Origin of the sequence: Methylomonas sp. LWB (assembly GCF_001856095.1) — a bacterium.
Classification (GTDB): Bacteria; Pseudomonadota; Gammaproteobacteria; order Methylococcales; family Methylomonadaceae; genus Methylomonas; species Methylomonas koyamae_A.
On the sequence record NZ_MKMC01000013.1, the window covers coordinates 1 to 25,294 of the forward strand.

Sequence of the window (25,294 nt, forward strand, 5' to 3'; positions counted from 1 at the left end):
ATGCTGGCCAACAGGCCTTTGGCGTCGAGTCCGCACAAGCCGAGCAGTTGTTCTCTGGAGCCCTGCTCGACGAAGCGGTCGGGCAGGCCGAGGGTCAGGACCGGCATCAGTATCCGCTGCGCTTGCAGGAATTCCAGTACCGCACTACCGGCCCCGCCGGCAATGACGTTTTCCTCGACCGTGACGAACACGTCGTGGGTTTTGGCGAGTTCCAGAATCAAGCTTTCATCAAGGGGCTTGACGAAGCGCATGTTGGCTACTGTCGCCCCCAGTTGCTTGCCGGCTTCGACGGCCGGGGCGACCATCGCCCCCCAGGCCAGGATCGCAATCCGGCCGCCCTGGTGGCGAATCTCGCCCTGGCCGATCTCAAGGTCGGTCAGGCGCGGATCGATCGCCGCGCCGGGCCCCTTGCCGCGCGGATAGCGCACCGAGGCTGGGCCGTGGTAATGGAAGCCGGTGGTCAGCATCTGCCGGCACTCGTTCTCGTCGGCCGGGGCCATCACCAACATATTCGGAATGCAGCGCAGATAGCTGTAGTCGAAGGCGCCGGCATGGGTCGGGCCGTCCGGGCCGACCAGACCGGCTCGATCCAACGCAAACAACACATCCAGATTCTGCAAGGCCACGTCGTGGATCAACTGGTCGTAACCGCGCTGCAAAAAGGTCGAATAAATCGCCACCACCGGCTTGGCGCCCTGGCAAGCCTGGCCGGCGGCCAGGGTCACCGCGTGCTGCTCGGCGATGGCCACGTCGAAATAGCGTTGCGGGTATTGCTGGGAAAACTCGACCAACCCCGAGCCTTCGCGCATCGCCGGGGTAATCCCCAGCAGCCGCTCGTCCTCGGCCGCCATATCGCACAACCAACGGCTGAACACCTCGGTATAGGTCGGATGCGGCGACGGCGCCGCCTTGGGCAGAAAATCCTGGGTCGGATCGAAGGCCGGCACGCCGTGGTAAGCCAAGGGGTCCTTCTCGGCCGGGGCGTAACCCTTGCCCTTCTTGGTCACCACATGCAAAAACACCGGTCCGCGCAAATCCTTGAGCTTGTCCAGGGTCGACACCAGGATCTCCAGATCGTGGCCGTCGATCGGTCCGAAATAATTAAAGCCCAACTCCTCGAACAAGGTCCCCGGCACGATCATGCCCTTGACGTGTTCTTCCGCCTTGCGCGCCAACTCCCAAACGCTGGGCATGCTGGACAAGGCCTTCTTGCTTTCCTGACGGACCGAGGAATACAGCTTGCTGGACAAAATCTTGGTCAGATAATTGTTCATCGCCCCGACCGGCGGCGAAATCGACATCTCGTTGTCGTTCAGAATCACCAACAGATTGGCATTGACGTCGCCGGCATGATTCATCGCCTCGAAGGCCATGCCGCCGGTGATCGAACCGTCGCCTATGATGGCCACCATCTTCTTATCCTCGCCGCGCAACTGCGAAGCGATGGCCATGCCCAAGGCCGCGCTGATCGAGGTCGAGGAATGGCCGACGCCGAAGGCATCGTATTCGCTCTCGGCCCGGCACGGAAAGGCCGACACCCCGCCCAGGGTGCGGATCGTGGTCATCCTATCCTTGCGGCCGGTCAGAATCTTGTGCGGATAGGCCTGATGGCCGACATCCCAAACCAATTGATCGACCGGGGTATTGAATACGTAATGCAGCGCCACGGTCAATTCCACGGTGCCCAGGCCGGCCGCGAAATGGCCGCCGGAAATACTGACGGTGTGGGTCAGAAACCGGCGCACCTCGTCGGCCAAGGCCTGGAGCTGCTCGGGCGCCAGCGCGCGGATGTCGGTCGGGCTGGCGATGGTGTTCAGTAACGGGAATGTTCCGGAAAGCGTCATGTCGTGATTGGGTTTCTTCGGATTACCGATGGCGGTCGTGTTGCGGTTCGATTAATGGGTGCGCTCGATAATGTATAAAGACAGCTCGCGCAGCAGATCGGCTTCGTCACCGAAACCGGCCAAACTTTCGACGGCTTGCTCGTGCAGTTCTTGGGCTTTTTGTTTGGCGCCGGCCATGCCCAGCAACGCGGGGTAGGTCGGTTTATCATTGTTCACATCCTTACCTTGGGTTTTGCCCAAGGTGGCGGTGTCGGCCTCGATGTCGAGTATGTCGTCCTTGACCTGAAACGACAGACCGATGCATTTAGCGTAATGATCCAGTTTCTTGGCGGCATCGGTCGCTAAATCCGGTTTGGAGAGCGCGGCCAGATTGACGCTCGCGCGAATCAGCGCCCCGGTTTTATGGATGTGCATGTTCTCCAGCTCGGGTAACGTCAGTTTACGGCCTACCGATCCCAAATCAATGGCTTGGCCGCCCACCATGCCTTGCGAACCGCTGGCGCGAGTCAACGCCGCGATCATCTTGACTCGGGCTTCCGCGCCGACCTTGATGGCGGCGTCGTTGGCCAACACGTCGAAGGCCAGCGCCTGCAAGGCGTCGCCGGCCAAAATCGCGGTGGCTTCGTCGAAGGCTTTATGGCAGGTCGGTTTGCCGCGGCGCAGGTCGTCGTCGTCCATGGCCGGCAGGTCGTCGTGAATTAGCGAATAAACGTGGATGAACTCGACCGCGCAAGCTTGGGCGTCCAAGGCGTCCTCGGCAATGCCCAATGCTTGACCGGTTGCGTAAGTTAATAGCGGGCGGGTCCGTTTGCCGCCATCCAACACGGAATAACGCATGGCTTGATGCAAAGTTTGCGGCAGAATATTTTCGCCCGGTAGTCGAACGTCCAGAGCGCGTTCCACGCGATTTTGACAGGCGGTCAGGTAGTCTTTCAGTTTACTCATCGGTGAATGGCTCCAGGGTTTGTTGGCCGTTTTTTTCTAATAGGATGTGCACTTTTTGCTCGGCGTCCTGCAAGGCTTGCTGGCAGGTGCGGGTGAGCTTGATGCCGCGCTCGAACGACTTTAACGATTCTTCCAAAGAGATGTCGCCGCGCTCCATTTGCTCGACCAATTTCTCCAGTTCTTCCATCGCTTCCTCAAATTGGGATGCGCTTTTGCGTCTCGACATATAATGCGCTGATGTGCTCGAAAAAATGACCGAGCATTATAGTATGAATTAACCGCCATTTGATGAGTAACGATGACCCAAGAATATAACGCCGCCGCGATTGAGGTGCTGAGCGGCTTGGACCCGGTGCGCAAGCGCCCCGGCATGTACACCGATACCACCCGGCCCAACCATCTGGTGCAGGAGGTGGTCGATAACAGCGTCGACGAGGCTCTAGCCGGACACGCCGACAGTATCGAAGTATCCCTATACAAAGACGGTTCGGTTAAGGTGATCGACAACGGTCGCGGCATGCCGGTCGATATTCACCCAGAGCAAGGCATGCCGGGCGTGGAGGTGATCCTGACTCAGTTACATGCCGGCGGTAAGTTTTCCAATAAGAATTACCAGTTCTCCGGAGGCTTGCACGGGGTCGGCGTTTCGGTGGTCAACGCGCTGTCCGAGAAATTGTTGGTCGAGATCAAGCGCGGCGGGGGCATCTATCAGATGGAATTCGCCGGCGGCGATAAGGTCGGCGAACTACAGCAGACCGGTACGGTCGGCAAGAACAATACCGGTACCAGCGTACACTTTTGGCCGGACGGCAAATATTTCGATTCCAACCGAGTCTCGGTCAGCAAGCTAAAGCACGTATTGCGGGCGAAGGCGGTGCTGTGTCCGGGGCTGAAAATCGTGTTGGTGTCCGAGCTCAGCGATGAACGCATCGAATGGTGTTACCAGAACGGTTTGCAAGAGTATTTGTTGGACAGGGTCGGCGACGCCGAGATCTTTCCGCAACCGCCGTTCATGGCTAAGATGGCCGCCAGCACCGAAGCGGTGGAATGGGGTATCGTCTGGACGCCCGACAGCCTGCCGGAAGCCGTTGCCGAGAGCTATGTCAATCTGGTGCCGACCGCGCAAGGCGGTACCCACGTCAACGGATTACGCGCCGGTCTGACCGAGGCGATCCGTGAGTTTCTGGATTTTCGTAATTTGCTGCCGCGCGGCGTCAAAGTCGCCCCTGAAGACGTCTGGGAAAATTGTCATTTTGTGTTGTCGGTAAAACTCGAAGACCCGCAGTTTTCCGGCCAGACCAAGGAACGCTTGAGCTCGCGCGAGTGCGTGACTTTCGTTTCCGGCGTCGCCAAGGATACTTTCAGCTTGTGGCTAAACCAGCATCCGCAGGAAGGCGAGAAAATCGCCGAGATCATTCTCGCCAGCGCCCAGAAGCGCTTGCGAGCCGGCAAGAAGATCGTCCGCAAGAAAATCACCAGCGGTCCGGCCTTGCCCGGTAAATTGGCCGATTGTTCGGGGCAGGATCTCAGTCGAACCGAACTGTTTCTGGTCGAGGGCGATTCGGCCGGCGGCTCGGCCAAACAAGCTCGCGACCGCGAGTTTCAGGCCATCATGCCGCTGCGCGGCAAGATTCTAAATACTTGGGAGGTCGATTCCGGCGAAGTGATGGCTTCTCAAGAAGTCCACGATATTGCCGTCGCCTTGGGCATAGAGCCGGACAGTAACGATTTGCAAAACCTGCGCTACGGCAAGGTCTGTATATTGGCGGACGCCGATTCCGACGGCAACCACATCGCGACCTTGATCTGCGCGCTGTTTTATCAGCATTTTAGGGCCTTGGTCGATGCCGGTCACGTATTCGTGGCGATGCCGCCGCTTTACCGGATCGACGTTGGTAAAAAGGTGTTTTATGCATTGGACGAATCCGAACGCCTGGGGGTATTGGCGCGTATCGAAGCCGAAAAATTGACCGGTAAGGTCAATATTCAGCGCTTCAAGGGCTTGGGCGAAATGAACCCGTCCCAATTGCGGGAAACCACGATGAATCCGGACACTCGCCGACTAGTACAGTTGACCGTCGCGGAAAACGACAATACCCGCGAGCAGATGGATTTGCTGTTGGCCAAAAAACGTGCCAGCGACCGTAAGAGTTGGCTGGAAGACAAAGGCAATTTGGCTGACGTATAACCGCGCCCAACAGGACTGAAATCATGATAGAACTCGGCAAACTCAATACTTTAAGCATCGTCAGCCATCGCGATGATCAATGCTATCTCGATGGCGGCGAATGGGGCGAAATCGCGTTGGCCGACTCCGGCGGGGCGGCCGGTAAGCCGGTCGGCGATCGCCTAACGGTTTTCGTCTATATTGACGGCAAGAATCAAGTCGTTGCCACCTCGCAAACGCCTAAGGCGCAAGCCGGCGAAGTCGCTTGGCTGAAAGTGGTATCGCTGAGTCACGCCGGCGCGTTTTTGGATTGGGGTTTGCCCAAGGATTTGCTGTTACCGTTCAGCGAGCAAAAAGGCAAGGTGATCGAAGGGCGTTTCTGCCTGGTGCGGCTGTTTCTGGATGAAGATAATCGGATTGCGGCGTCGATGCGTCTGGACGATTTTATCCAAGATGAGGCGTTTTATTATCAGGACGGCCAGGCGGTGGAGTTGATCATCGCCGAGCATACCGAACTGGGTTTTAAGGCCGTTGTCGATCACAAATACTGGGGTGTTTTATATAAAAGCGAGGTGTTCCAGCCGTTAAAAAAAGGCCAGAAGCTGGCCGGCTTCATCAAAAAGATACGGCCGGATCGACGGTTGGATCTGATTTTAACGCAAGCTAAATACGGCGAGAAAGTCGATAGCACTTCGCAAAAAATCCTGGACATCTTGGCGGAGCGCGGTGGTTATATCGCGTTGACCGACAAAAGCGACCCGCAATTGATTTACGACACGTTTGGTGTCAGTAAGAAGGTGTTCAAGCAGGCTATCGGCGGCTTGTACAAGCAACGCCGAATAGTGCTGGAGTCGGATGGGATTAGGCTAACGTGAGGCCTGCTCGAAGGGTGTGAGTCCGGACGGTTGATGTGCCCCGTCCGGCGGCAAACAGAGATGGTGTTCCGTGGGACGGACTTAAGCAGCGCTCGCGGTTCTTAGGCTTAGGTCGAAGGATGGGCGGTTTCTACGATGATCTTGAGTTTAGTGCCGGGTTTTATATCGGCCTTGTTTTTAGGGACATTGTTCCACTTGCGCAGCTCGGTGACGGCGACGTTAAATTTCTTGGAAATTTGCGCCAGGGTGTCGCCCGATTTAACCGTGTAGCTGATTTGCTTGAACGCCGGTGCCGCCGAAGCGACAGTAATATCTCCGCCTTTTTTGACGGTGATTTTTTGACCAGGCTTCAGAACCGCTTTTTTCGGCAGTTTGTTCCAATTGACGATGTCGTCTCTATCCACGCCTAAATGTTGCGCGACGCTCCACAGCGTATCGCCTTTTTTGACCGTGTAGATTTGCTTGCTCGGCGCGGCTTGGATCGGCGCCGAAGGTTGGGCGGCGGCTAGGTTGCCGGTCGGTTCGTCACGCAAAGCTTTGTAAGAAGTCGGTATCAACAAAACCTTGCCGTCGGCGACCGTTTCGCCGTCCAGGTGATTGACCTGCTTGATCTCGTCCACCGACGTGTTGTGTTTCTTGGCGATGACTTTCAAGCTTTCGCGGTAGCCCACGGTATGGTGCATCCATTTGATGCGCTCTTCGTGGGGCAATTCCGCCAGCTTTTCCTTGAAGGCCGGAGCTTTGTCGACCGGAATCAGTAAACGGTGCGGACCTTCGGGATCGGTGCTCCAGCGGTTGAACCCCGGATTCAGCTTGAAGAAATGGTCCATCGGCAATTGCGCCAGTTCGGCGGCCTTGCCCAAATCCAGTTGCGATTTGATATCGACCAGTTCGAAGTAGGGTTCGTTGGGGAATTGCTGCAAACTGACGTTGTATTTCTCGGGGTTGGCGAAGATTTTCGCAATGGCCAACAGTCGCGGCACGTAGGCGGAGGTTTCGTTGTTCAGGTCCAGCGACCAGAAGTCGGTGGGTTGGCCTCGATCGAGATTGCGATCTATCGCGTTTTTGATATTGCCTTTGCCGGCGTTATACGAGGCCAGTGCCAATAGCCAATCGTTGTTGAACCACTCGCTGAGTTCCTTCAAGAAGGTCGCGGCAGCTTGGGTGGATTCTATGACGTCGCGGCGGCCGTCGAACCAGCTGTTTTGTTTCAGCCCGTAGAGTTTGCCGGTGGGCGGAATGAATTGCCACAGGCCCGAGGCTTGGGCCGGCGACATGGCGTCGGGTCGGAATGCGCTTTCGACGGCCGGTAACAGCGCCAGCTCGCCGGGAATGTTTTTGGCTTCGAGTTCGTTCAGGATGAAGTACAGATAAGGCTCGGCGCGCTGTTGTACCCTGGTCAGGTATTCCGGATTTCTCAGGTACCAGTTAACCTCGCGATCGATTCGGGCGTTATCGATTTCCGGTAACGCGTACAATGACAGCATCCGGTCCCAGATAGTCGAAAACTCCTTGGTTTCGCTCGGTGATTTTTCGTTACGGTTGGCTTGGCCGTTGCGGGTAAATATCGAGAACTTGCTGCCGACGGCCTGGCCCAAATGGTCTTTTTTGGTGGACTGGCTACAGCCGGACAACAGCAGTATCGGCAGAATCAAAGACAGATGACAGGCTGTTTTTTTCGAAAATGAGCAGGGCATTGTCTGTACTCGCTAAAATAAAAAAATTAGATGCTAGCATGGCTTTCCCGATTAGCCAAAAAAACATGCTCTAAAACGGTTGGGGTAAATGAAGAGAGACTTTTTGTTCGCACTGTATCAGACGCCTAGGGGCAAGCTGTTGCAAAGCATGGAGGCGAGTTATTTGAAACGCTCGATCACGGTCAGTTGTAAGCAGACGCAATTGCAGATCGGCGGATTGGGTTGGGAACGGGACTTCGTGGATTGCTCGCTCTACCAAAATTATTTAATTCTGGATGCCAAGCGTCTTGGTAGCGCCGAGGCGTTAAAGGTAACCGCCAAGGCCTACAGCTTGCCGATACAGACAGAGTCGATGGACTTGGTGATATTGCCTCATTTGTTGGAATTCGATGCCCAGCGTTTTCGAACCCTGCGGGAAGTGAATAGAGTGCTAAAACCGGGCGGTGAGTTGGTAATGCTGAATTTCAATCCGTTCAGCCCGTCGGTGCGCTTTCAATTCGTTTGGGACCGCAAACTGGCCGATTCCTGGCGCGCGCATTTCATCAGCCGCGCCCGGCTGTTGGACTGGCTGAAACTGCTGAATTTCGAAGTCTTGAACACCGTGGAATTTGGCTTGGACCGTTTTACGATCACCCACGGCCAATTTCGGACCGGTTATCCTTCGTTGCTGACGATGGCTTACGGTGTCAAGGTTGTGAAGCGTCAGTATTCTCTGATTCCATTGGCGGCGGAATTTAAGCGCAAAGCCGGTTTGGCGACCGCCGGAGCCGGCGTCGAAAATCGATTACCGAATTACTAAAACAAATTAAATCATGAGCGAGTTAGTTGAAATCTATACCGACGGCGCTTGTCGCGGCAATCCCGGTCCGGGCGGTTGGGGGGTTTGTCTGCACTATAAAGGCAAGCAGAAACTGCTGCACGGCGGCGACCCGGAAACCACCAATAACCGGATGGAGTTGATGGCGGCGATTCAGGCCCTGGAAGCGTTGACGCACGCTTGCAACGTGCGTTTGCATACCGATTCCAAATACGTGTTGCAGGGTATTACCGAATGGATGGTCAATTGGAAGAAGCGGTCCTGGAAAACCTCGGCCAATCAAGCGGTCAAGAACGAGGATTTGTGGCGGCGGCTCGACGCGGCGATCCAACGCCATCGCATCGATTGGGTATGGGTGAAGGGCCACTCCGGCAACGACGGCAACGAGCGGGCGGACCGCTTGGCCAACCAAGGCATCGACGAACTCAAGCGCCGATGAATGCTGTCGGGCTATCGGTGGGCTTGGTGGCCGGCGACGATGGCGGGCAAATGGCCCCCAATGCGGAAGTCGCGTCCGCCGCTTGGTCGGTTTACATTGTGTTGTGCCAGGATGGCAGTTTGTATACCGGAATCAGCACCGACGTGGCGCGCCGCTTCGACGAACATCGGAGCGGGCGCGGCGCTAAGTTTTTTCGGAGTCGAATTCCGCTCGCGGTTGCCTATCGCGAAACCGGACACGACCGCGCCTCGGCGTCTCGGCGGGAGGCCGCGATCAAGAAGCTGTCCAAGCGGCGGAAGCTGGCACTGATCGAAGCGGCGGGCGGGCGTGAAACGCTGTAAACCGCTGGGATTGGTAGCCTAGCCGATACCTGGTCCGGTTGCCGGTCGTTATTTAGGCGCCTTGTACGGCCACGGCGATTCGGATTTGTAGCCGTCGGTCAAAGTCTTCAAAAACGCCACCAAATCGTCGACTTCCTTTTTCTTCAGGTTCAATGCGCCGAGCTCGGCATGGTTGACGTTGGTATTTTCCTCGGGAGCCGGCCAACACTTTTTCGACAAAGCGGTCGCTTCCAGCGTTAACGTATTCCCGCAACGTTTTTTGATGTCGCGGTTGCTGTACAACTCAACCGCGCCTCGCAGGGTTTTGAAATAGCCGTTGTGCATATAAGGTCCGGTGACCGCGACATTGCGCAGGGTCGGCACTTTGATTTTGCCGAGTTCGGCGTTGAGGTGCAGGCGGCCGCCCAGGCCCTCGTCGATGAAGGTCGCGCCTTCCGGGTTCAATTCCGCGCTCAAGGTATAAAACAAGTTCGCCGGGTTCTTCGGCACGCCGAGGTTATCGTAACTGTGGTCCGTGAATAGCGGAGGAGTGCCGTTAGCCAGCGGACGATTGGGGTGGCAGGCCGCGCAATTGCCTTTGTTGCCGGCTTCGAAGAGTTGCAAGCCGCGTTTTTCCTGAGCGGTGAATTTGGCTTTGCCGAATAAGTAAAAGTCGTATTTGGACGTAAAGCGGTTGAATACCGGACTGCGCTCGAACTCGGCAATCGCGTTGGCGATCCTGTCGTAGGCGAGGTCGACGTCGTCCAGCGCGCCGTTGCCGTAAACGGAGTCGAACATCGCGGCATACGCGGCGGAGCGGACCTTGGACACGACCGTCGCGCTATCGGGGTTGGCCATTTCCACGGGGTTTAAAAACGGCCCTTTGGCTTGGTCTTCCAGCGTCGCGGCTCGGCCGTCCAGGAATTGGCCGCCGAGGTAAAGACCCGAGGCGCGGTCGTAATAAAACGCTGGGGCGTAACCGGAATACATCGCGGTCGGCGTGTTCCGGTTGCCCTGCAAATTGCTCAGTATGCCTTGCGATGTCGGCGAGTTTTTGTCCGGGTCGGTAAAGGCGAACGCCGGATCGTGGCAGGTAGCGCAGGCCTGGCCGGCCGGTTCGGATAGATTGGTGTCGAAAAATAACTGTTGGCCCAGTTGCGCCTTGGTACTGAGATTGCCGGCACCGGGCAGAACCGGAACGTCGGCCCCGGCAGTCGCGGCGAAGCAAGCGGCGGCGAGGGTAGTAAGCAGCGAAAATAATTTCATGATCGTATCTCGTGGGGACCGTTTCGCGCGAGGCGAGCGCACCCGAGGCGGCGGATATTGGTCAGGTCGCCGCCTCGTCGCCGTGGTTATTATTAGCTGTGGTTATTATTAATAGATAAAGCCGAAGCCTAGATTGAACTCGTCCCCGAACGGTACGCCGGCCGGGACCAGTTTTCGATCGCGGATGTTGCGGTAGTCGGCCTTGATGACGATATTGTCTATCGGTTTGTAGCTGAGGCCGGCTTGATAAATCCAACGATCGAGGCCGCTGCCTTTCTCGAAACCGCTAGCGACGGCGGCGACGGTGTCGTAACGCTCGACCCGGACGAATGGTGCGAGGTATTGGCTGCTTTCCTTCCAGACGAACGGCATGATGTCGTGAGCGGCTTCGAGGTACCAGCCGAAACTTTCCTTACCGATTGGGCCGTCGCCAGCGATGATCGGATTTAAGAATTCGGTGTTCTCGATACGGCTCCACGCCCCCAAGGCGCGCAGTTCCAGGCCGCGGTATTTGTATTGCAGATGGCCTTCGTAGAGTTGGGTGTAAAAATCCACGCCCTTGCCGTCGAAGTCGACCAAATTCTTTTGACTGCTGTTGCCTTGAAACGTCGATGCACCCACCATCAAGCCCGGCACAAAATTCGGCGAATAGTCCAGGCGGGCGGTGAAGGCAAAATCCTCGGCCTGGGCGTTGCTGCCGCCGCCTCTACCTTCCTTGATACCGATATTGGAGAAATTCGCGGCATTCAGGCCGTTGACGGCGTAGGCCCGATATTCCAGGCCCGGCAAGATCTCGCCGAACAGGCCGGCGCCCATTTCTCGCCAAGTGGACGGGATGATGTAGCGCTCGACGTCCGGGCGGTGATTGCCATGGTAGGTGGTCGGTTCGTGCATTTCGTTGATAAAGCCCATCGGCATCAACATCAATCCGGCACGGACGTTGTATTTGGGATTGAGCAGGAAATCGAGTTGCGAGAACTCGACGGAAATTTCGCCTTTTTCCTCGGAGCCCTCGCCGGTCGAGGCGTGTTCGAATTCGAATTCGTTGTTCAGCACGATCCAGTCGTTGAATTTGTAACCCAGGTAAATGACGGCGCGTTCCAGGTCGGCGGTGTCTTTATTAGTGGCACTGTCGCCGCGCGGATCGGCGTAATTGGTGTACATTGCTTCGCCGTAACCGCCGATTGAAATACCCCGATTGACGCGGTAGACATTGGATGCGGCCGGACCTAGACCGTATTGGCTCTTATATTCGCGAGACTCGGGTATGAACAATTGGGTTTTCAGGCGTTCGACTTCGGTTGCCAGCACATCGGTTTTGCGTTCCAGCTCGCCGTTTTGTCCGGTCTTTCCGTTAACTACCGGGGTGGATTGCGCCACTGCTTGGGTCGACTTTTGTTGTTCCTTCAATGTATTGACTTCCTGTTGCAAGGCCTCGTTTTGGGCGGTTTTGGCCTTCAGCGCTTCGATTTCCTGTTGTTGTTGCTGAACGATTTTCCACATCTCCTCCATCGTATTCGGCATCGGTGGCGCTGCGTGTGCCGTGCCCAGCGCCAAGCTAATAGCGCCCGCCAGGCAAACGGTTGGTTTGAATGGTTTGCTAATAATCATCGGATAACCCCTTGATAGGATGTTGAACAATAAGGTGAGTTTTTCAAATAATAAATGCCAAGCATTCTCATTTGCAAGAAATATTGCTAGGCCATCTGTGGTATTTCACGAACGACAGGGACTATCCGAGCGGGAAACGAGGCGAAAAAGATGCGGTACGCAGAACGAAGTGGCCGATAATGGAGGAAGTGGTATCGGGAAAGGTTTGGCAAATCGGTTGGCTGTCTCTATCATAGCCACCCTTTATTTGCGGGAACGGTAGTGAATATTTTTAGCCTGATCAGATTATCAATAGCGTTGATTGCCCTGTTGACTGCCGCAAGTTCGGCGCTGGCGACGGTGTATTACAGCAAGGCGGAAGCGCTGAAACTGGCCTTTGCGGAGGACGTCAGCGTCGAAGTGCTATCGCTGTTTCCGACGCCGGAGCAGGTTTTGGAAATCGAACGACTAGCTAAGGTCAAGCTCGATTCCAGCCTGATTAGTCTGCATGTCGGCAAAAAGCAGGGCCAGATTGTCGGATATGCGTTGATCGAGTCGCACACTGTCAGAACGCAGCCCGAAACCCTGCTACTGGTTTTGAACCCCGATGGGCGTCTACGCAACGTGTATACTTTGGCTTTTCATGAGCCTACCGAATATCAGCCGCCGGAACGTTGGTTTACGCTATTAACTAATCGCGGCCTGGAGGATTTGAGCTTCGACAAAGAAGTTCAGGCCGTGGCCGGCGCCACCTTGAGCTCGCGGGCGGCGTTAAACAGCGCCAGAAAACTGGTTGCCATCTTCGAAGTCCTGTTGAAACCAGCAAAACCCTAATGCGATTTTTTGTGACCGGCGAACAAAACCGCCAATTGTTGATCAATTCCTTGATCCTGATGTTTTTGGTCTACGTGGCGCTGTTATGGGTCAGTAACGGCTTGATGTATTTTCATAAGATGAGTTTAACCGTCGAGTCGGTGGTCGCTTTCTATCTCGGTTCGGAAGAAGCCTTCACTCAACCCAGAAGCTATCAAAGTTTGCTCGAAGTTACCCACTTTCATCTGTTTGCGATGGGCATGCTGGTGTTGACTTTAACGCATTTGATGCTGATGACCTCGTTGCCGACTCTGTTGAAAGTGTGGTTAAGCGGCATCATATACGCGGCGGCATTGGCCGACGAAGCGGCCGGTTGGCTGGTCAGGTTTGTTGACCCCCGTTTTGCCTATTTCAAGATTGCCGCGTTTCTGACCCTAGAAGCCTCGTTGCTGGCCTTGATCGTCATCGTCTCGATTTCGTTGATCCAGTCCCGGCAGCGTATTCAGTAACGCGGAACGAATCCGGCCGGCAATCCACGCGCATTCTAAATTTCATTAACAGCGGGTAACTATGAACAAGCATTTACAATTGGTTAAGGAATTTCATCGTCAATTCGGCATTGCTCAACCCGATGACGGCGATTTAGCGCATCTGTCTGACATGGATATCGTCATGCGCCAGGCGCTGTTGTTGGATTGTGCCAGTTACACCTTCAAAGCGGTCGCTGGCGGCGATTTGTTGAAAATACTGGCGGGTTTGGTCGATTTGGCGTTCAACGCCTTGGCGGCGATTGCCTGCCGCGGCGACGAGGTGGTCACGGTGTCGGTCAATTGGCGCCAGGACGGCTCGGTATTGTCGTTGGTACGAGCCTTATCCGATAAAGTCCACCAGTGCGTCTCCGGTGAAACCGTGCACTACTCGGCCTTGTATGCGTTATGCGGGCATTTGGCGCAACGCTTCGTGAATGCCGATTTCGATCAGGCGTTTCAGTTGGTCCACGGTCATCTGATGGCCGGCCTGGACGATAGCCAACCGATCGATCTGAGTCCGGCATTGTTCGAATAAGGCAGAAGAGGGCCGCGATGCGCTATACATTGGGATTTGTCGGCATCGGCTTGATGGGTAGGCCGATGACCTTGCGCTTGCTGGATGCGGGGTTTACCGTGCGCGTCTGGAATCGCAGCCCGGAAAAGCTGAGCGACGTTGCCGCCGCCGGTGCGGCCGTGTGTGCCAGCGTTGCTGAGTTGGTCGCCAATTCCGATGTGATCTTGCTGTGTCTGGCCGATAGTGCCGCCGTGGAAAGCGTCGTGGCCCAAGGCGTCATCGCCGCCGGCAACGCCCAGAAATTGTTGATCGACCTGTCCAGCATTCATCCGGATGTTACCCGGCGCTTGGCCGCTGCGGTCAAGGCCGGTTGCGGCATGCGTTGGGTGGATGCGCCGGTGTCCGGCGGTACGGTCGGTGCCGAGGAGGGCAGTCTGGCGATCATGGCGGGCGGCGAAGCGGACGATATCGATGTTGCCCGGCAGGTGTTGCGACCACTTTACAGTCGCTTAACCCACATGGGGCCGGTCGGCAGCGGTCAGATTACCAAAATCTGCAATCAGATGATCGTCAGTTGCAACGTGCTGGTCATCGCCGAAATGATGGCGCTGGCTCGGGCGGCCGGGGTCGACGCCGAGCGGATTCCGCAAGCGCTGGCCGGCGGCTTCGCCGATTCCAAGCCGCTGCAAATTGTCGGTCCGGAAATGGCGGAGGGTCGTTTCGAGCCGGTGAAATGGCGGGTAGGCACGCTATTGAAAGACCTGACGATGGCGGCGGATGTTGCCGGTCAAGCGGGTTCTGCGGTACCAATGTCCGGTCTGGCCGCGCAACTGCTGCGGCTCCACGCCGGTCGCGGCTTTCTGAATCAAGATCCGGCGACCTTGATCAAACTTTACCGCGAGACTTGATTGGCGATGTTGCGTTTTTCGGCCAATCTCAGTTTGTTGTTCGACGAATACCCACTGCTCGAACGGTTCCAGGCCGCGCGCCGCGCCGGTTTCGACGCTGTCGAAATCCAGTTTCCCTACGATTTGCCGGCCGAAGCGATCACCGACCAATTGCAGTATCATGATTTGCGCCTGGTGCTGTTCAATGTCGACGCGGCCACTTTGTTGCAGGGCGGCGAAGGCCTCGCGGCTGTACCGGAGCGCGTCGCCGAGTTTCGGCGAGCGGTGGCGCAAGCCTACCGTTACGCCCAAGTGTTGCGACCGGCGTTCGTCAACGTGCTGCCGGGCCGGTGCTTGACTGCCGAGTGCCGACCGGCGTATTGGCAAACCTTGCTGGATAATTTGCGATTCGCGTCTGACCAGTTTGCCGAATTGGGCGTCGAGACAGTGTTCGAGGCGATCAACACCTTCGACATGCCGGGTTTTTTGGTCGATAGCGGTCGGCAAATGCTGGATATCCTCGATCAAATCGGCCATCCGCATTTAAAAATGCAGTACGACATTTATCACATGACCCGGATGGGCGAGGATTGCGCGGCGTTTATCGCGGCACATGCCGAGCGTATCGGCCACATACAGTTTGCCGACGTGCCGGGGCGCGGCGAGCCGGGTAGCGGGGCTATCGATTTTGCCGCCCTGTTCGATTCGATTGCCGGATCGGCCTATCGCGGTTGGCTCGGCGCCGAATACCGCCCGTCCGGCGCCACGGCCGACAGTTTAGCTTGGCTGCCGGCATCGACGGTATAATCGACGGGATTTTCAATCCGGGGTAGCGCCATGACCGCACACAATTTTACGTTACATCATGCCAGTCTGTTGGTGTCCGATACCGAACAGTCTTTAAGGTTTTACCGCGACATATTGGGTATGCCGCAGACCGAGCGACCGGACTTGCCGTTTCCGGGTGCATGGCTGCAGATCGGTGCCCAACAAATTCATCTACTGGAGCTGCCCAATCCCGATCCCATCAGCGGACGTGCGGCGCATGGCGGGCGAGATCGGCATGTGGCGATGCATGTCGATTCCATAGATGCCCTCAGGGAAAGCTTGGAGCGGAGCGGTATAGAATTCACACTGAGTATCTCCGGGCGTAAAGCCTTGTTTTGCCGGGACCGGGACGGCAACGCCCTGGAGTTTATCGAGCGTCCGTAACGATGTCCGGACGTTTGGTTTGGGCGGCGTTGCTGCTCGGTAGTTTAGCCATGCTGTTATTGTTGGCCGGGTTTTTGGCGATGCAAGCGGGCTTGGCGTTGCTAACCGGTTTGCTTTATCTGCTGGGCGCCAAAATTTTACTGGTGGCCTTGGCCTTATGGGGCGGCCTAGGGTTATTCGGTTTGATTAGAGAGGTCAGTCGCGATCTGCGGGCTTTTTGCAGCGAAACCGCGGCGGCTTTGCGGCGCGTCGCCGCGCTGGAACTGGCCAGGCGCGCAGCCGCGACGCGCCGGGCTTTGGAGTTCAAGCAGTTGCAATATCGGGCGGCCATGCGGCGCCGGCGCATCCTGGCGGCCGACGATCGCAAGCAGTTGCGGGAGTTGTCGGCGGCTGTTGAGTCGGAATTGTTGGCGGGCAAGGCTCTGTTGCCGGCCAAGCGTTTCAAAACGCTTAGGCGCGAATTGAAACATTGTCTGCGCAGCGGCGACGTCGCGGGCATCCTTGCGGTCCGCGAGCAAGTCTGATGGCGGCGATCGGGCGCTGGCTGAGCGCGGCGCTTTCATTTTGGCGGCGGGCTAGCGACGATCAGCTTGATTGGCGTTTGGCGCGCCAAGACTTGGCCGCCGAATTGCGCCGAAATCAAGCCGTCGCGGAGCAGGCGCTAGCCGCCCAGCTGCGCAAACAGGCTCAGCAATTGGCCCACGAGTTGGCAGTGAACAAAGCGCGCAACGCCAACGAACTGGCGATGGTCAAGGTTCAATGCCAGCAGGATTTAAAGGACTACCGGCAATATCTGGAATCGTTGGACAAATTGAAAAACTCGCTACGCGCCAGTTACGCGCATTTGCCGGAGGCCGTGGCATTTACGATACATCACCACGCCAAGCAGTTGTTGAACCGGATGTGGGATAGTGACGAACCGGACGAAAAATTGCGGATGGAGATGGCCTTGTTGCAATTCATGGCGGCGGTGCACGAGGATAGCCGCGCCGCGTTGCAGCAGGAGACCAGCGCAGCCGGCATGCCGCAACGCGCGTTGGCGTGTATCGATGCTGATCGCGAAGGTAAGCCGCTGTCGGAGTGATGCCCGCGGCGCGTTCAGATCGGTTGGAAATATTCCTCGATATCCTTGACGTGTTTCTTGTTCAGCGCAAACATCACCACATGATCGCCTTCCGCGAACACGGTGTCGTGATGTACCGGAATCACTTCCTTCTCGCGAATCAACGCGCCCAGAATCACGCCGTCGGGCAGATTGACCTGATCGACCCTTAGCCCCACCACCGAAGAGGCGTTTTTGCTGCGATGGGCGATCGCTTCGATGGCCTCGGCGCTGCCGCCGCAAACCGAGCTGACGCCGACCACGTCGCCTTTGCGAACGTGTTTCAAGATGCCGCCTAGGGTTTCCAGCTTGGGTTGTATCGCCAAATCGATGTCGCTGCCGTCCAGCAATTTCAGGTAGGAGTTATTGTTGACCAAGCAGATGGCTTTCTTGGCGCCGAGCTTTTTCGCCAGCCCCGCCGAAATCAGGTTGATGCCGTCGTTATTGGTGATGGCGCAGAACAGATCGGTATCCTCGATCATTTCTTCCAGCAGCAGCGATTCGTCGGTGCAGTCGCCGTGCAAAATCATTGTGTTGCGCAAATCGTTGGCGATGTCCTTGGCGCGTTCGATGTTGTGTTCGATCACCTTGACGTGATAGTTGTTTTCCAGCGCTAACGCCAGACGTTTGCCGATGTGGCCGCCGCCGGCCAGCATGATGGATTTGATCGGCGATTCCAGTTTGTGTAAATCAATCAGTGTCTTACGGACCTTGTCGCGCGGGCAGACGAAAAACACCTCGTCGCCGGTGGCGATGACCGCTTCGCCGTTGACCGGAATCGCCTTGCCGTCACGAAAGATCGCGGCAACGCGGATCATACCGTCGGCCAGTTTTTCCTTGACCGCCTGGATGCGCTTGCCGGTCAAAAAGCCGGTGGCGACTACCTTGATCGAAAACAACCGCACCAAACCGTCGGCGAATTCGGAGACGTGCAGCGCGCCCGGAAATTTGATCAGGTTGCGAATGGCTTCGGTGACTACTTGTTCCGGACTGATGACGATATCGATAGGAATACCGTTAGGTTGGAACAGTTCGGGGTGGGTCAGAAAATCGATGGCCCTTACCCTGGCGATGGTTTTCGGCTTGCTGTACAGCGTATTGATTACCTGGCAGGCCAGCATATTGGTTTCGTCTCGGTCGGTCACCGCGATGACCATGTCTGCATCGCGAATCCCGGATTGCTCCAGAACGCTGGGATGCGTGGCGTTGCCTTCGACAGTGGCGATGTCCAGGCGCGCTTTAAGGGCCGTCAGCAAGTGCGATTTTTGATCGATGACCACGATGTCGTTTTCTTCGCTGGCGAGAGCGCCGGCTACCGATGAGCCGGTGACGCCGGCGCCGAGTATCACAATTTTCATACGGAGGAGGCGTGCCGGAAAATGGGTGGCGAGGTGGGAAAGTGAAGGAGAGAAATTATACCTGCATTGCCTGGCTTGTCCATGTTCCAGCGGTTTTGGCGTCGGTGGCATGGGCTTGTTTTCTAGTCAGCGCCCCCCCATAACGTTATAATCGCAAACTTTGGTTCACTCTAATACTGGAATTATCATGCTGGGGAAGCTGGTTAAAATGGTAGTTGGCAGCCGGAACGACAGGCTGATCAAGAAAAAGCGCAGAATAGTCAAGAAGATTAATGCGTTGGCCGCCGAATACGAAACACTGTCCGATGCCGCGTTAACCGCTAAGACTCAGGAATTCCGCGATCGCCTGGCACGGGGCGAAAAACTGGACCAACTATTGCCGGAAGCCTTCGCCACGGTGCGCGAAGCGTCGAGCCGGGTGTTCGGTATGCGACATTTCGACGTGCAGTTGATCGGCGGTATGGTGTTGAATTCCGGCAAGATCGCCGAGATGAAAACCGGTGAAGGTAAAACCCTGATGGCCACGCTCGCGGCCTATCTTAACGCCTTGCCCGGCCGCGGCGTTCACGTCGTGACCGTCAACGACTATCTGGCGCGCCGCGACGCCGAATGGATGGGTAAGCTTTACGGTTTTCTGGGTTTGAGCACCGGCGTGATCGTTAGCGACTTAAACCACGAACAACGCCAAGCCGCATACGCCGCCGATATTACCTACGGTACCAATAACGAATTCGGCTTCGACTACTTGCGCGACAACATGTCGTTCAGTCTGGAGCAAAAAGTTCAGCGCGACCTGAATTTCGCGATCGTCGACGAGGTCGATTCGATCTTGATCGACGAAGCCAGAACGCCGCTGATCATTTCCGGGCAGGCCGAGGGCAATACCGACGTCTATTTGAAGACCAACGCGATCATCCCGCTGCTGACCAAGCAGGAAAAATCCGAAGATCCGGAATTGCAAGACAAAATGCCGGGCGATTATGCGGTGGACGAGAAATCGCGGCAGATACACCTGACTGAGGCCGGCTACGAAAAAGTCGAGCGTTTGTTGGTTGAACACGGCTTGATCGAGGCCGGTTCCTCGTTGTACGACGCGGCCAACATTCGTTTGATGCACTACCTGAATGCCTCGTTGCGGGCGCATATTTTGTTTCAGCGCGATGTCGATTACGTCGTTAAAAACGATCAAGTCATCATTGTCGACGAATTCACCGGGCGCATGATGACCGGCCGGCGTTGGTCGGACGGCTTGCATCAGGCGGTCGAAGCCAAGGAACGCGTTACCATTCAAAACGAGAACCAGACACTGGCCTCGATTACCTTCCAAAACTATTTCCGCCTGTACAACAAGCTGTCCGGGATGACCGGTACCGCGGATACCGAAGCGTTCGAGCTGAACAAAATTTACGGCTTGGAAGTTGTCGTTATCCCGACCCATAGACCGATGATCCGTAAAGACATGGGCGATTTGGTGTACTTGTCGGCGCGGGAAAAATACAACGCGGTCATCGAAGACATTAAGGATTGCGTCAAACGCGGTCAGCCGGTGCTGGTCGGCACCACGTCGATCGAAAACTCCGAGCGGATTTCGGCGATGCTGAAGCAACAAGGCATCCAGCACGAAGTCTTGAATGCCAAACAACATGAGCGCGAGGCCCATATCATCGAGTTGGCGGGTATGCCGGGCGCGGTGACGATTGCCACCAACATGGCCGGTCGCGGTACCGACATCGTGTTGGGCGGTAATTTGAATGCTGAGCTGGCGACCTTGGGCGAAGACGCCAGCGACGATGCCAAGGAACAGGTGCGAGGTGCGTGGTTGGATCGCCATGAAAAAGTGTTGGCGTCCGGCGGTTTACACGTGATCGGTTCCGAACGCCACGAGTCGCGGCGGATCGATAACCAGTTGCGCGGTCGTTCCGGCCGGCAGGGCGATCCGGGTTCAACCCGGTTTTATTTGTCGTTGGAAGACGATTTGATGCGGATTTTCGCATCTGAGCGGGTAGCTGGCCTGATGCAGAAGTTGGGCATGCAGGAAGGCGAAGCGATCGAGCATCCCTGGGTGACTCGGTCGATCGAGAGCGCCCAGCGCAAGGTGGAAAACCGCAACTTCGATATTCGTAAGGAAATTTTGGCCTACGACGATGTCGCCAACGATCAACGCAAAGTGATCTATTCGCAGCGCAACGAGTTGATGGCCGCCGAGGATATCAGCGACATCGTGGCGGCGATACGCGCGGATGTGCTCAACGACGCGGTGACCCAGTTCGTCCCGCCGAAAACGATGGAAGAACAATGGGATATTCGCGGTCTGGAACAGCATTTGTCGCAGGATTTTAACCTGAGCATGCCGTTGGTCGAGATGATGGCGCGGGACAAAACCTTGAACGAAGCCAAGCTGCGGCATTTGGTCGTCGAGAAAGCCGAGCAGGAAGCCAAGGCCAAGGAAGACAGTATCGGCGCTTCCGTGATGCGGCACTTCGAAAAATCGGTGATGCTGCAAGTCCTGGATAACAGTTGGAAGGAGCATTTGGCGGCGATGGACCAACTGCGCCAAGGCATACATTTCCGCGGTTATGCGCAAAAGGACCCCAAACAGGAGTACAAGCGCGAGTCATTCCAAATGTTTACCAGCTTGTTGAATCACATCAAACAGGAAGTCGTGACTATACTCTGCAAGGTGCAGGTCAGTCGCGAGGAAGATGTCGAAGCGATCGATCAACAACGCCAAGCGCCGCAGGAAATGCATTACGAACATGCCGAGGCTTCGTCGCTTTTCGAATCCGGCGACGAAACGGCCGAGCCGGCCGACGAGAATGGGGTACCGTTTGTACGCGGCGATCGTAAGGTCGGTCGTAACGATCCGTGCCCTTGCGGTTCGGGTAAAAAGTACAAGCAGTGTCACGGTAAGCTGAGCTGATTGGGTTGACGGGCGGCTCCGCCAGTCGCCCGACTCAAGTCGTCCGGTTTTGAGCGGATCGGATTGTTTGCCCGGCTTGCCGGGAGTGTATCGTCATCCATGTTTGCGCTATGGCTTCCAGAGATTCATTGTTTTACAGGGTAATCACGATGCCGCATAGAGTTTTTCATAAGAGCAATCCCGCTTCCGACATCACCAAGCTGCCCAAGTTGGGGATGGAAAAGAAGCATTTCATCTCCGATTTCAAACACTATTACAGCCATCGGTTGGGGCGAGACGAAAATTGCCGTTCGCCGCACTATGCCTACGAGGCTTTGTCGTTGACCATCAGCGACAGGTTGGTCGAGCGCTGGAAAAAAACTTACAACGTCTACCGCGATTCGGATTGCAAGAAGGCCTTTTATCTGTCGATGGAGTTTCTGATCGGCCGGTCCCTGAGCAACGCGATGCTGAATTTGGGCGTGGACGACGTGGTTACTCAAGCGCTATACGATCTCGGTTTGGAAGCCGAGGAACTGGTGGAGAGCGAGCCGGACGCCGGATTGGGTAACGGTGGCTTGGGTCGGCTGGCGGCCTGTTTCATCGACAGTTGCGCGACTTTACAGTTGCCGGTCACCGGTTACGGGCTGCGTTACGAATACGGCATGTTTACCCAGCAGATCGTCAATGGCGAGCAGGTCGAGCGGCCGGACCACTGGTTGCGGATGGGCAACGTTTGGGAGATCGAACGTCCGGAATACATGCATCGGATCAAATTCGGCGGCCGGACTCAAAGTCACATTGACGAACACGGCAATCGGCGTACCAGTTGGATAGAAACGCACGATATTCTGGCCATGCCTTACGACACGCCGGTACCTGGCTACAAGAACGGTACCGTCAATACTTTGCGGCTTTGGAAGGCAATCGCCACCGAAGAGTTTAATCTGCAGGAATTCAACGCCGGCGACTATGCCGAGGCGGTCGCTCAGAAGGTCACCGCCGAGAACATCACGATGGTGTTGTACCCCAACGATGCCAACGAAAACGGCAAGGCGCTACGCCTGCAACAACAATATTTGCTGGCATCCGCCAGTTTGCAGGACGTGATCGCAAACTGGGTCGGGCGGCACGGCAACAATTTCTCGAAGTTTTCCGAAAAGAATTGTTTTCAACTAAACGATACCCATCCCAGTATCGCGGTTGCCGAATTGATGCGTCTGCTGATGGATATCCATGGGTTGTCCTGGCGCGATGCCTGGAATATCACCCGCAACACGATGGCTTACACCAATCACACGCTGTTGCCGGAAGCCTTGGAAAAATGGTCGGTCAATCTGATGCAAAGTTTGTTGCCGAGGTTGTTGGAGATCATCTACGAGATCAACGCGCATTTCCTGGCTGAAGTGTCGGCGCGTTGGCCGGGCGACGGCGAGCGCATGGCGAGAATGTCCATCATCGAAGAAGGCCCGACCAAAATGGTGCGCATGGCCTATTTGGCGATCGTCGGGAGTTTTTCGGTCAACGGTGTGGCCGAATTGCATTCCAAATTGCTGAAGGAAGGCTTGTTCCGGGATTTCTACGAACTGTGGCCAGGCAAATTCAACAACAAAACCAACGGCGTCACACCGAGGCGTTGGCTGGCCGGTTGCAATCCCGAATTGGCGGAATTCATCACCGAAACCATCGGCGATGCCTGGATCACCGACTTGTCGCAATTGGCCGAGCTCAAACCCTATGCCGACGATGCGGCATTCCGCAAGAAATGGTACGAGCTGAACCGGGCCAGCAAGCAACGTTTGGTGGATTTCAAGAAATTCGAGTACGACATCGATATCAACGTCGATGCCTTGTTCGACGTGCAGGTCAAGCGGATCCACGAGTACAAGCGGCAAGTCCTGAATGTGCTGCATGTGATTCATCTCTACGACCGGATCAAGCGCGGCGACACCGACAACTGGGTGCCGCGTTGCGTGTTGATCGGCGGCAAGGCGGCGCCGGGCTATGCGATGGCGAAGAAAATCATCAAGTTCATCAACAATGTCTCGCATGTGATCAACAACGATCCGGATGTCGGCGACAAGTTGAAACTGGTGTTTTTGCCGAATTACTGCGTCTCGGCGATGGAAAAGATTTGTCCCGGCGCGGACTTGTCCGAGCAAATTTCGACGGCCGGCAAAGAAGCATCCGGTACCGGCAATATGAAGTTCATGATGAACGGTGCGCTGACGATAGGCACGTTGGATGGCGCGAACATTGAAATCCGCGAGGAAGTCGGCGAGGAGAACTTTTTTCTGTTCGGCTTGACCGAAGCCGAGGTGGAAGCGTTGCGGGGTCATTACGACCCGGAGGCGTACATCCGTGACGATAACGATCTGCAGCGGGTCATGTATTTATTGGAATGCGGCCATTTCAATCGCTTCGAACCGGGTATGTTCGATGACATTATCGCGTCGATTAAAAGCCCCAGCGATCCGTGGATGACCCTTGCCGATTTCCGCAGCTATCTGGAGGCGCAGAAACGCGTCGACGCCGCGTACCGGGATCAAGAGCATTGGACGCGGATGAGCATTATCAACACCGCCGCCAGCGGCAAGTTTTCGACCGACCGGACCATCAGCGAATATAATCACGACATTTGGCACTTGACGCCGATCCAAGTCGAGGGATAGCCGGGCGGGCGATGCTGGATATCGTGCTGTTCGAACCGGAGATTCCCGCGAACACCGGTAATATTATCCGGCTATGCGCCAATACCGGTGCGCATCTGCACCTGATCCGGCCGTTGGGTTTTGAGCTGGACGACAAGCGCTTGCGCAGAGCCGGTTTGGATTATCACGAGTGGGTTAATATTCGTCAGCACGGCTCGTTGGCAGACTACTTGGAGCGCGGAAAGCCCAAACGTTTGTTCGCGTTTACCACCAAGGGCACCAATGTGTTTAGCCAAGTGCGCTATCAAGCCGGCGATGCCCTGTTGTTCGGGCCGGAAACGCGCGGATTGCCTCAGGAATTCCTGGAGAGTTTGCCGCCCGAGCAAAAGCTCTACTTGCCGATGCGGGCAGAGAGCCGTAGCCTGAATTTATCGAATACTGTCGCCGTAGCTTTGTATGAGGCCTGGCGACAATTGGGCTATCCGGAGGCCTTGCCGAAGGCACGTTGAAACACCTCCATGTCAACCCTTCGCTAGCGGGCGATTGCGGTCCCGGATCCATTCGCTCCACGAGCCGGCATACAGCCGAGAACCGCCTAGTCCGGCGATTTCCATTGCCAACAGGTTGTGGCAAGCGGTTACGCCGGAGCCGCACATATGGACGACTTGTCGGGGCTCGATCGGACCGAGAATATCCTGGAATTGCGCTTTCAGATAATTGGCCGGTAAAAAAAAGCCTTTGCTATCCAGATTGGCCTGAAACGGCCTATTCCGCGCGCCCGGTACATGGCCAGCGACCGGGTCGATCGGTTCCTGCCGGCCCGCGAAGCGCTCAGGGGTTCTAGCGTCGATTAAAACGATTTCATGTTTGGCCAGACCGTCCCGAACCTTGTTCGCGTTCAGCCAACGGCTATCGTCAAGATAGCAACGAAACGTGCCGGAAATCGGTTTCGGCAATATCGTCGTTACCGGTTTGCCCAGGCGCCGCCAGTTTCGGTAATCGCCATCCAGCACCGCAACCCGGTCGTGTCCCATTGCACGCAACAGCCACCACAACCGTCCGGCAAAGGCGCCGGAAGCGTCGTCATAAACCACGACTTGATGGCGGGCACTGACTCCCCAGGCAATCAGCTTTGCGGTCAGTGCCCGAAAGTCCGGTAATGGATGGCGGCCGGTATAATCTCGGATGGGCGCGGAGAGGTCTTGATTGAGATCCGCATAGCGGGCGCCTGGGATATGATGCTGGCGATAGGCCCGATGTCCAGCTTCCGGCTCGGCCAGCGAGAAGCGGCAGTCGACGATCAGCCAATTCGGGTCGTCTAGGTGGGTGCTTAGGGTGTCGGCCGAGACTAGCGTAGTGCAAGACATC

24 protein-coding genes are annotated in these 25,294 nt (G+C 56.3%); 16 read left to right on the forward strand and 8 right to left on the reverse strand.

The annotated features are described in order from the left end of the window. From dxs to BJL95_RS08345, 3 genes are all read right to left on the reverse strand, one after another. A partial coding sequence (dxs, locus tag BJL95_RS08335; protein ID WP_071157082.1) for a 1-deoxy-D-xylulose-5-phosphate synthase occupies positions 1–1,844 on the reverse strand: 1,844 nt, incomplete at its 3' end. A 51-nt stretch (positions 1,845–1,895) separates the two neighbouring features. Then, complete coding sequence (gene ispA, locus BJL95_RS08340) at positions 1,896–2,789, reverse strand: (2E,6E)-farnesyl diphosphate synthase (RefSeq protein WP_064031836.1); 894 nt, start codon at positions 2,787–2,789, stop codon at positions 1,896–1,898. Then, the gene (locus tag BJL95_RS08345; RefSeq protein WP_064031835.1) at positions 2,782–3,015 is read right to left on the reverse strand and encodes an exodeoxyribonuclease VII small subunit; all 234 of its coding nucleotides are present in this window, start codon (positions 3,013–3,015) and stop codon (positions 2,782–2,784) included. Before BJL95_RS08345 ends, ispA begins: the two co-directional genes overlap by 8 nt. A 72-nt stretch (positions 3,016–3,087) precedes the next feature. On the opposite strand from BJL95_RS08345, the gene parE reads away from it, so the two are divergent. Together parE and BJL95_RS08355 are read left to right on the forward strand one after the other, a co-directional pair. Beyond that, positions 3,088–4,977, forward strand: coding sequence for a DNA topoisomerase IV subunit B (gene parE, locus BJL95_RS08350; protein ID WP_071157085.1), 1,890 nt, complete (start codon positions 3,088–3,090; stop codon positions 4,975–4,977). Between the two features lie 23 nt (positions 4,978–5,000). Then, positions 5,001–5,831 carry a S1 RNA-binding domain-containing protein gene (locus BJL95_RS08355; protein WP_071157087.1) on the forward strand — a complete coding sequence of 277 codons (831 nt, stop codon included), beginning with the start codon at positions 5,001–5,003 and terminating at the stop codon, positions 5,829–5,831. Positions 5,832–5,938: 107 nt separating this feature from the next. On the opposite strand, the gene BJL95_RS08360 is transcribed toward BJL95_RS08355, so the two are convergent. Beyond that, positions 5,939–7,528: a LysM peptidoglycan-binding domain-containing protein gene (locus tag BJL95_RS08360; protein WP_071157089.1), complete on the reverse strand. Its 1,590-nt coding sequence runs from the start codon at positions 7,526–7,528 to the stop codon at positions 5,939–5,941. A gap of 88 nt (positions 7,529–7,616) precedes the next feature. Between BJL95_RS08360 and BJL95_RS08365 the strand changes: the two genes are divergently transcribed. Genes BJL95_RS08365 through BJL95_RS08375 form a run of 3 tightly spaced genes read left to right on the forward strand, consistent with a single transcriptional unit; the run spans position 7,617 to position 9,125 of the window. Beyond that, positions 7,617–8,327, forward strand: coding sequence for a class I SAM-dependent methyltransferase (locus tag BJL95_RS08365; protein WP_071157091.1), 711 nt, complete (start codon positions 7,617–7,619; stop codon positions 8,325–8,327). 13 nt (positions 8,328–8,340) lie between these two features. Beyond that, a complete protein-coding gene (gene rnhA / locus BJL95_RS08370) occupies positions 8,341–8,784 on the forward strand; it encodes a ribonuclease HI (RefSeq protein WP_064031830.1) in 444 nt (147 codons plus the stop codon). Beyond that, on the forward strand, positions 8,781–9,125 hold the full coding sequence (locus BJL95_RS08375; protein WP_254786739.1) for a GIY-YIG nuclease family protein: 345 nt from the start codon (positions 8,781–8,783) through the stop codon (positions 9,123–9,125). The genes rnhA and BJL95_RS08375 overlap by 4 nt, the downstream gene beginning before the upstream one ends. A gap of 48 nt (positions 9,126–9,173) precedes the next feature. On the opposite strand, the gene BJL95_RS08380 is transcribed toward BJL95_RS08375, so the two are convergent. Together BJL95_RS08380 and BJL95_RS08385 are read right to left on the reverse strand one after the other, a co-directional pair. Further along, the gene (locus BJL95_RS08380) at positions 9,174–10,370 is read right to left on the reverse strand and encodes a cytochrome-c peroxidase (RefSeq protein WP_071157093.1); all 1,197 of its coding nucleotides are present in this window, start codon (positions 10,368–10,370) and stop codon (positions 9,174–9,176) included. A 108-nt stretch (positions 10,371–10,478) separates the two neighbouring features. Next, on the reverse strand, positions 10,479–11,981 hold the full coding sequence (locus tag BJL95_RS08385) for a hypothetical protein (protein ID WP_071157095.1): 1,503 nt from the start codon (positions 11,979–11,981) through the stop codon (positions 10,479–10,481). A gap of 261 nt (positions 11,982–12,242) precedes the next feature. Here BJL95_RS08385 and BJL95_RS08390 point away from each other — a divergent pair, with 261 nt between their 5' ends. The 8 genes from BJL95_RS08390 (at position 12,243) to BJL95_RS08425 (ending at position 17,000) form a co-directional block, all read left to right on the forward strand. Further along, positions 12,243–12,794, forward strand: coding sequence for an FMN-binding protein (locus BJL95_RS08390; protein WP_175463667.1), 552 nt, complete (start codon positions 12,243–12,245; stop codon positions 12,792–12,794). Continuing rightward, positions 12,794–13,282 carry a hypothetical protein gene (locus BJL95_RS08395; RefSeq protein WP_071157097.1) on the forward strand — a complete coding sequence of 163 codons (489 nt, stop codon included), beginning with the start codon at positions 12,794–12,796 and terminating at the stop codon, positions 13,280–13,282. Before BJL95_RS08390 ends, BJL95_RS08395 begins: the two co-directional genes overlap by 1 nt. A 61-nt stretch (positions 13,283–13,343) precedes the next feature. Then, positions 13,344–13,838 (forward strand): hypothetical protein, encoded by a 495-nt coding sequence (locus BJL95_RS08400; protein ID WP_071157099.1) that lies wholly within the window; start codon positions 13,344–13,346, stop codon positions 13,836–13,838. Positions 13,839–13,855: 17 nt separating this feature from the next. Then, entirely contained in the window at positions 13,856–14,725 is an 870-nt protein-coding gene (locus tag BJL95_RS08405) for an NAD(P)-dependent oxidoreductase (protein WP_071157101.1), read from the forward strand. 6 nt (positions 14,726–14,731) lie between these two features. After that, positions 14,732–15,511 (forward strand): hydroxypyruvate isomerase family protein, encoded by a 780-nt coding sequence (locus BJL95_RS08410; RefSeq protein WP_071157103.1) that lies wholly within the window; start codon positions 14,732–14,734, stop codon positions 15,509–15,511. Positions 15,512–15,541: 30 nt separating this feature from the next. Continuing rightward, positions 15,542–15,916, forward strand: coding sequence for a VOC family protein (locus BJL95_RS08415; RefSeq protein ID WP_071157105.1), 375 nt, complete (start codon positions 15,542–15,544; stop codon positions 15,914–15,916). A 2-nt stretch (positions 15,917–15,918) separates the two neighbouring features. Continuing rightward, complete coding sequence (locus BJL95_RS08420) at positions 15,919–16,440, forward strand: hypothetical protein (RefSeq protein WP_071157107.1); 522 nt, start codon at positions 15,919–15,921, stop codon at positions 16,438–16,440. Next, on the forward strand, positions 16,440–17,000 hold the full coding sequence (locus BJL95_RS08425; RefSeq protein WP_071157109.1) for a hypothetical protein: 561 nt from the start codon (positions 16,440–16,442) through the stop codon (positions 16,998–17,000). Before BJL95_RS08420 ends, BJL95_RS08425 begins: the two co-directional genes overlap by 1 nt. 14 nt (positions 17,001–17,014) lie before the next feature. Here the strand turns inward: BJL95_RS08425 and trkA are convergent, their stop codons facing one another. Then, on the reverse strand, positions 17,015–18,376 hold the full coding sequence (trkA, locus tag BJL95_RS08430; RefSeq protein WP_064031820.1) for a Trk system potassium transporter TrkA: 1,362 nt from the start codon (positions 18,374–18,376) through the stop codon (positions 17,015–17,017). A 187-nt stretch (positions 18,377–18,563) separates the two neighbouring features. Here trkA and secA point away from each other — a divergent pair, with 187 nt between their 5' ends. The 3 genes from secA (at position 18,564) to trmL (ending at position 24,435) form a co-directional block, all read left to right on the forward strand. After that, positions 18,564–21,296 (forward strand): preprotein translocase subunit SecA, encoded by a 2,733-nt coding sequence (gene secA / locus BJL95_RS08435; RefSeq protein ID WP_064031819.1) that lies wholly within the window; start codon positions 18,564–18,566, stop codon positions 21,294–21,296. A 149-nt stretch (positions 21,297–21,445) separates the two neighbouring features. Continuing rightward, positions 21,446–23,947: a glycogen/starch/alpha-glucan phosphorylase gene (locus BJL95_RS08440; protein ID WP_071157111.1), complete on the forward strand. Its 2,502-nt coding sequence runs from the start codon at positions 21,446–21,448 to the stop codon at positions 23,945–23,947. 11 nt (positions 23,948–23,958) lie between these two features. Further along, positions 23,959–24,435, forward strand: a complete 477-nt coding sequence (gene trmL / locus BJL95_RS08445; protein ID WP_064031817.1) for a tRNA (uridine(34)/cytosine(34)/5-carboxymethylaminomethyluridine(34)-2'-O)-methyltransferase TrmL — start codon at positions 23,959–23,961, stop codon at positions 24,433–24,435. Positions 24,436–24,447: 12 nt separating this feature from the next. On the opposite strand, the gene BJL95_RS08450 is transcribed toward trmL, so the two are convergent. Continuing rightward, entirely contained in the window at positions 24,448–25,293 is an 846-nt protein-coding gene (locus BJL95_RS08450; RefSeq protein WP_071157113.1) for a sulfurtransferase, read from the reverse strand. Position 25,294: the final 1 nt, after the last annotated feature.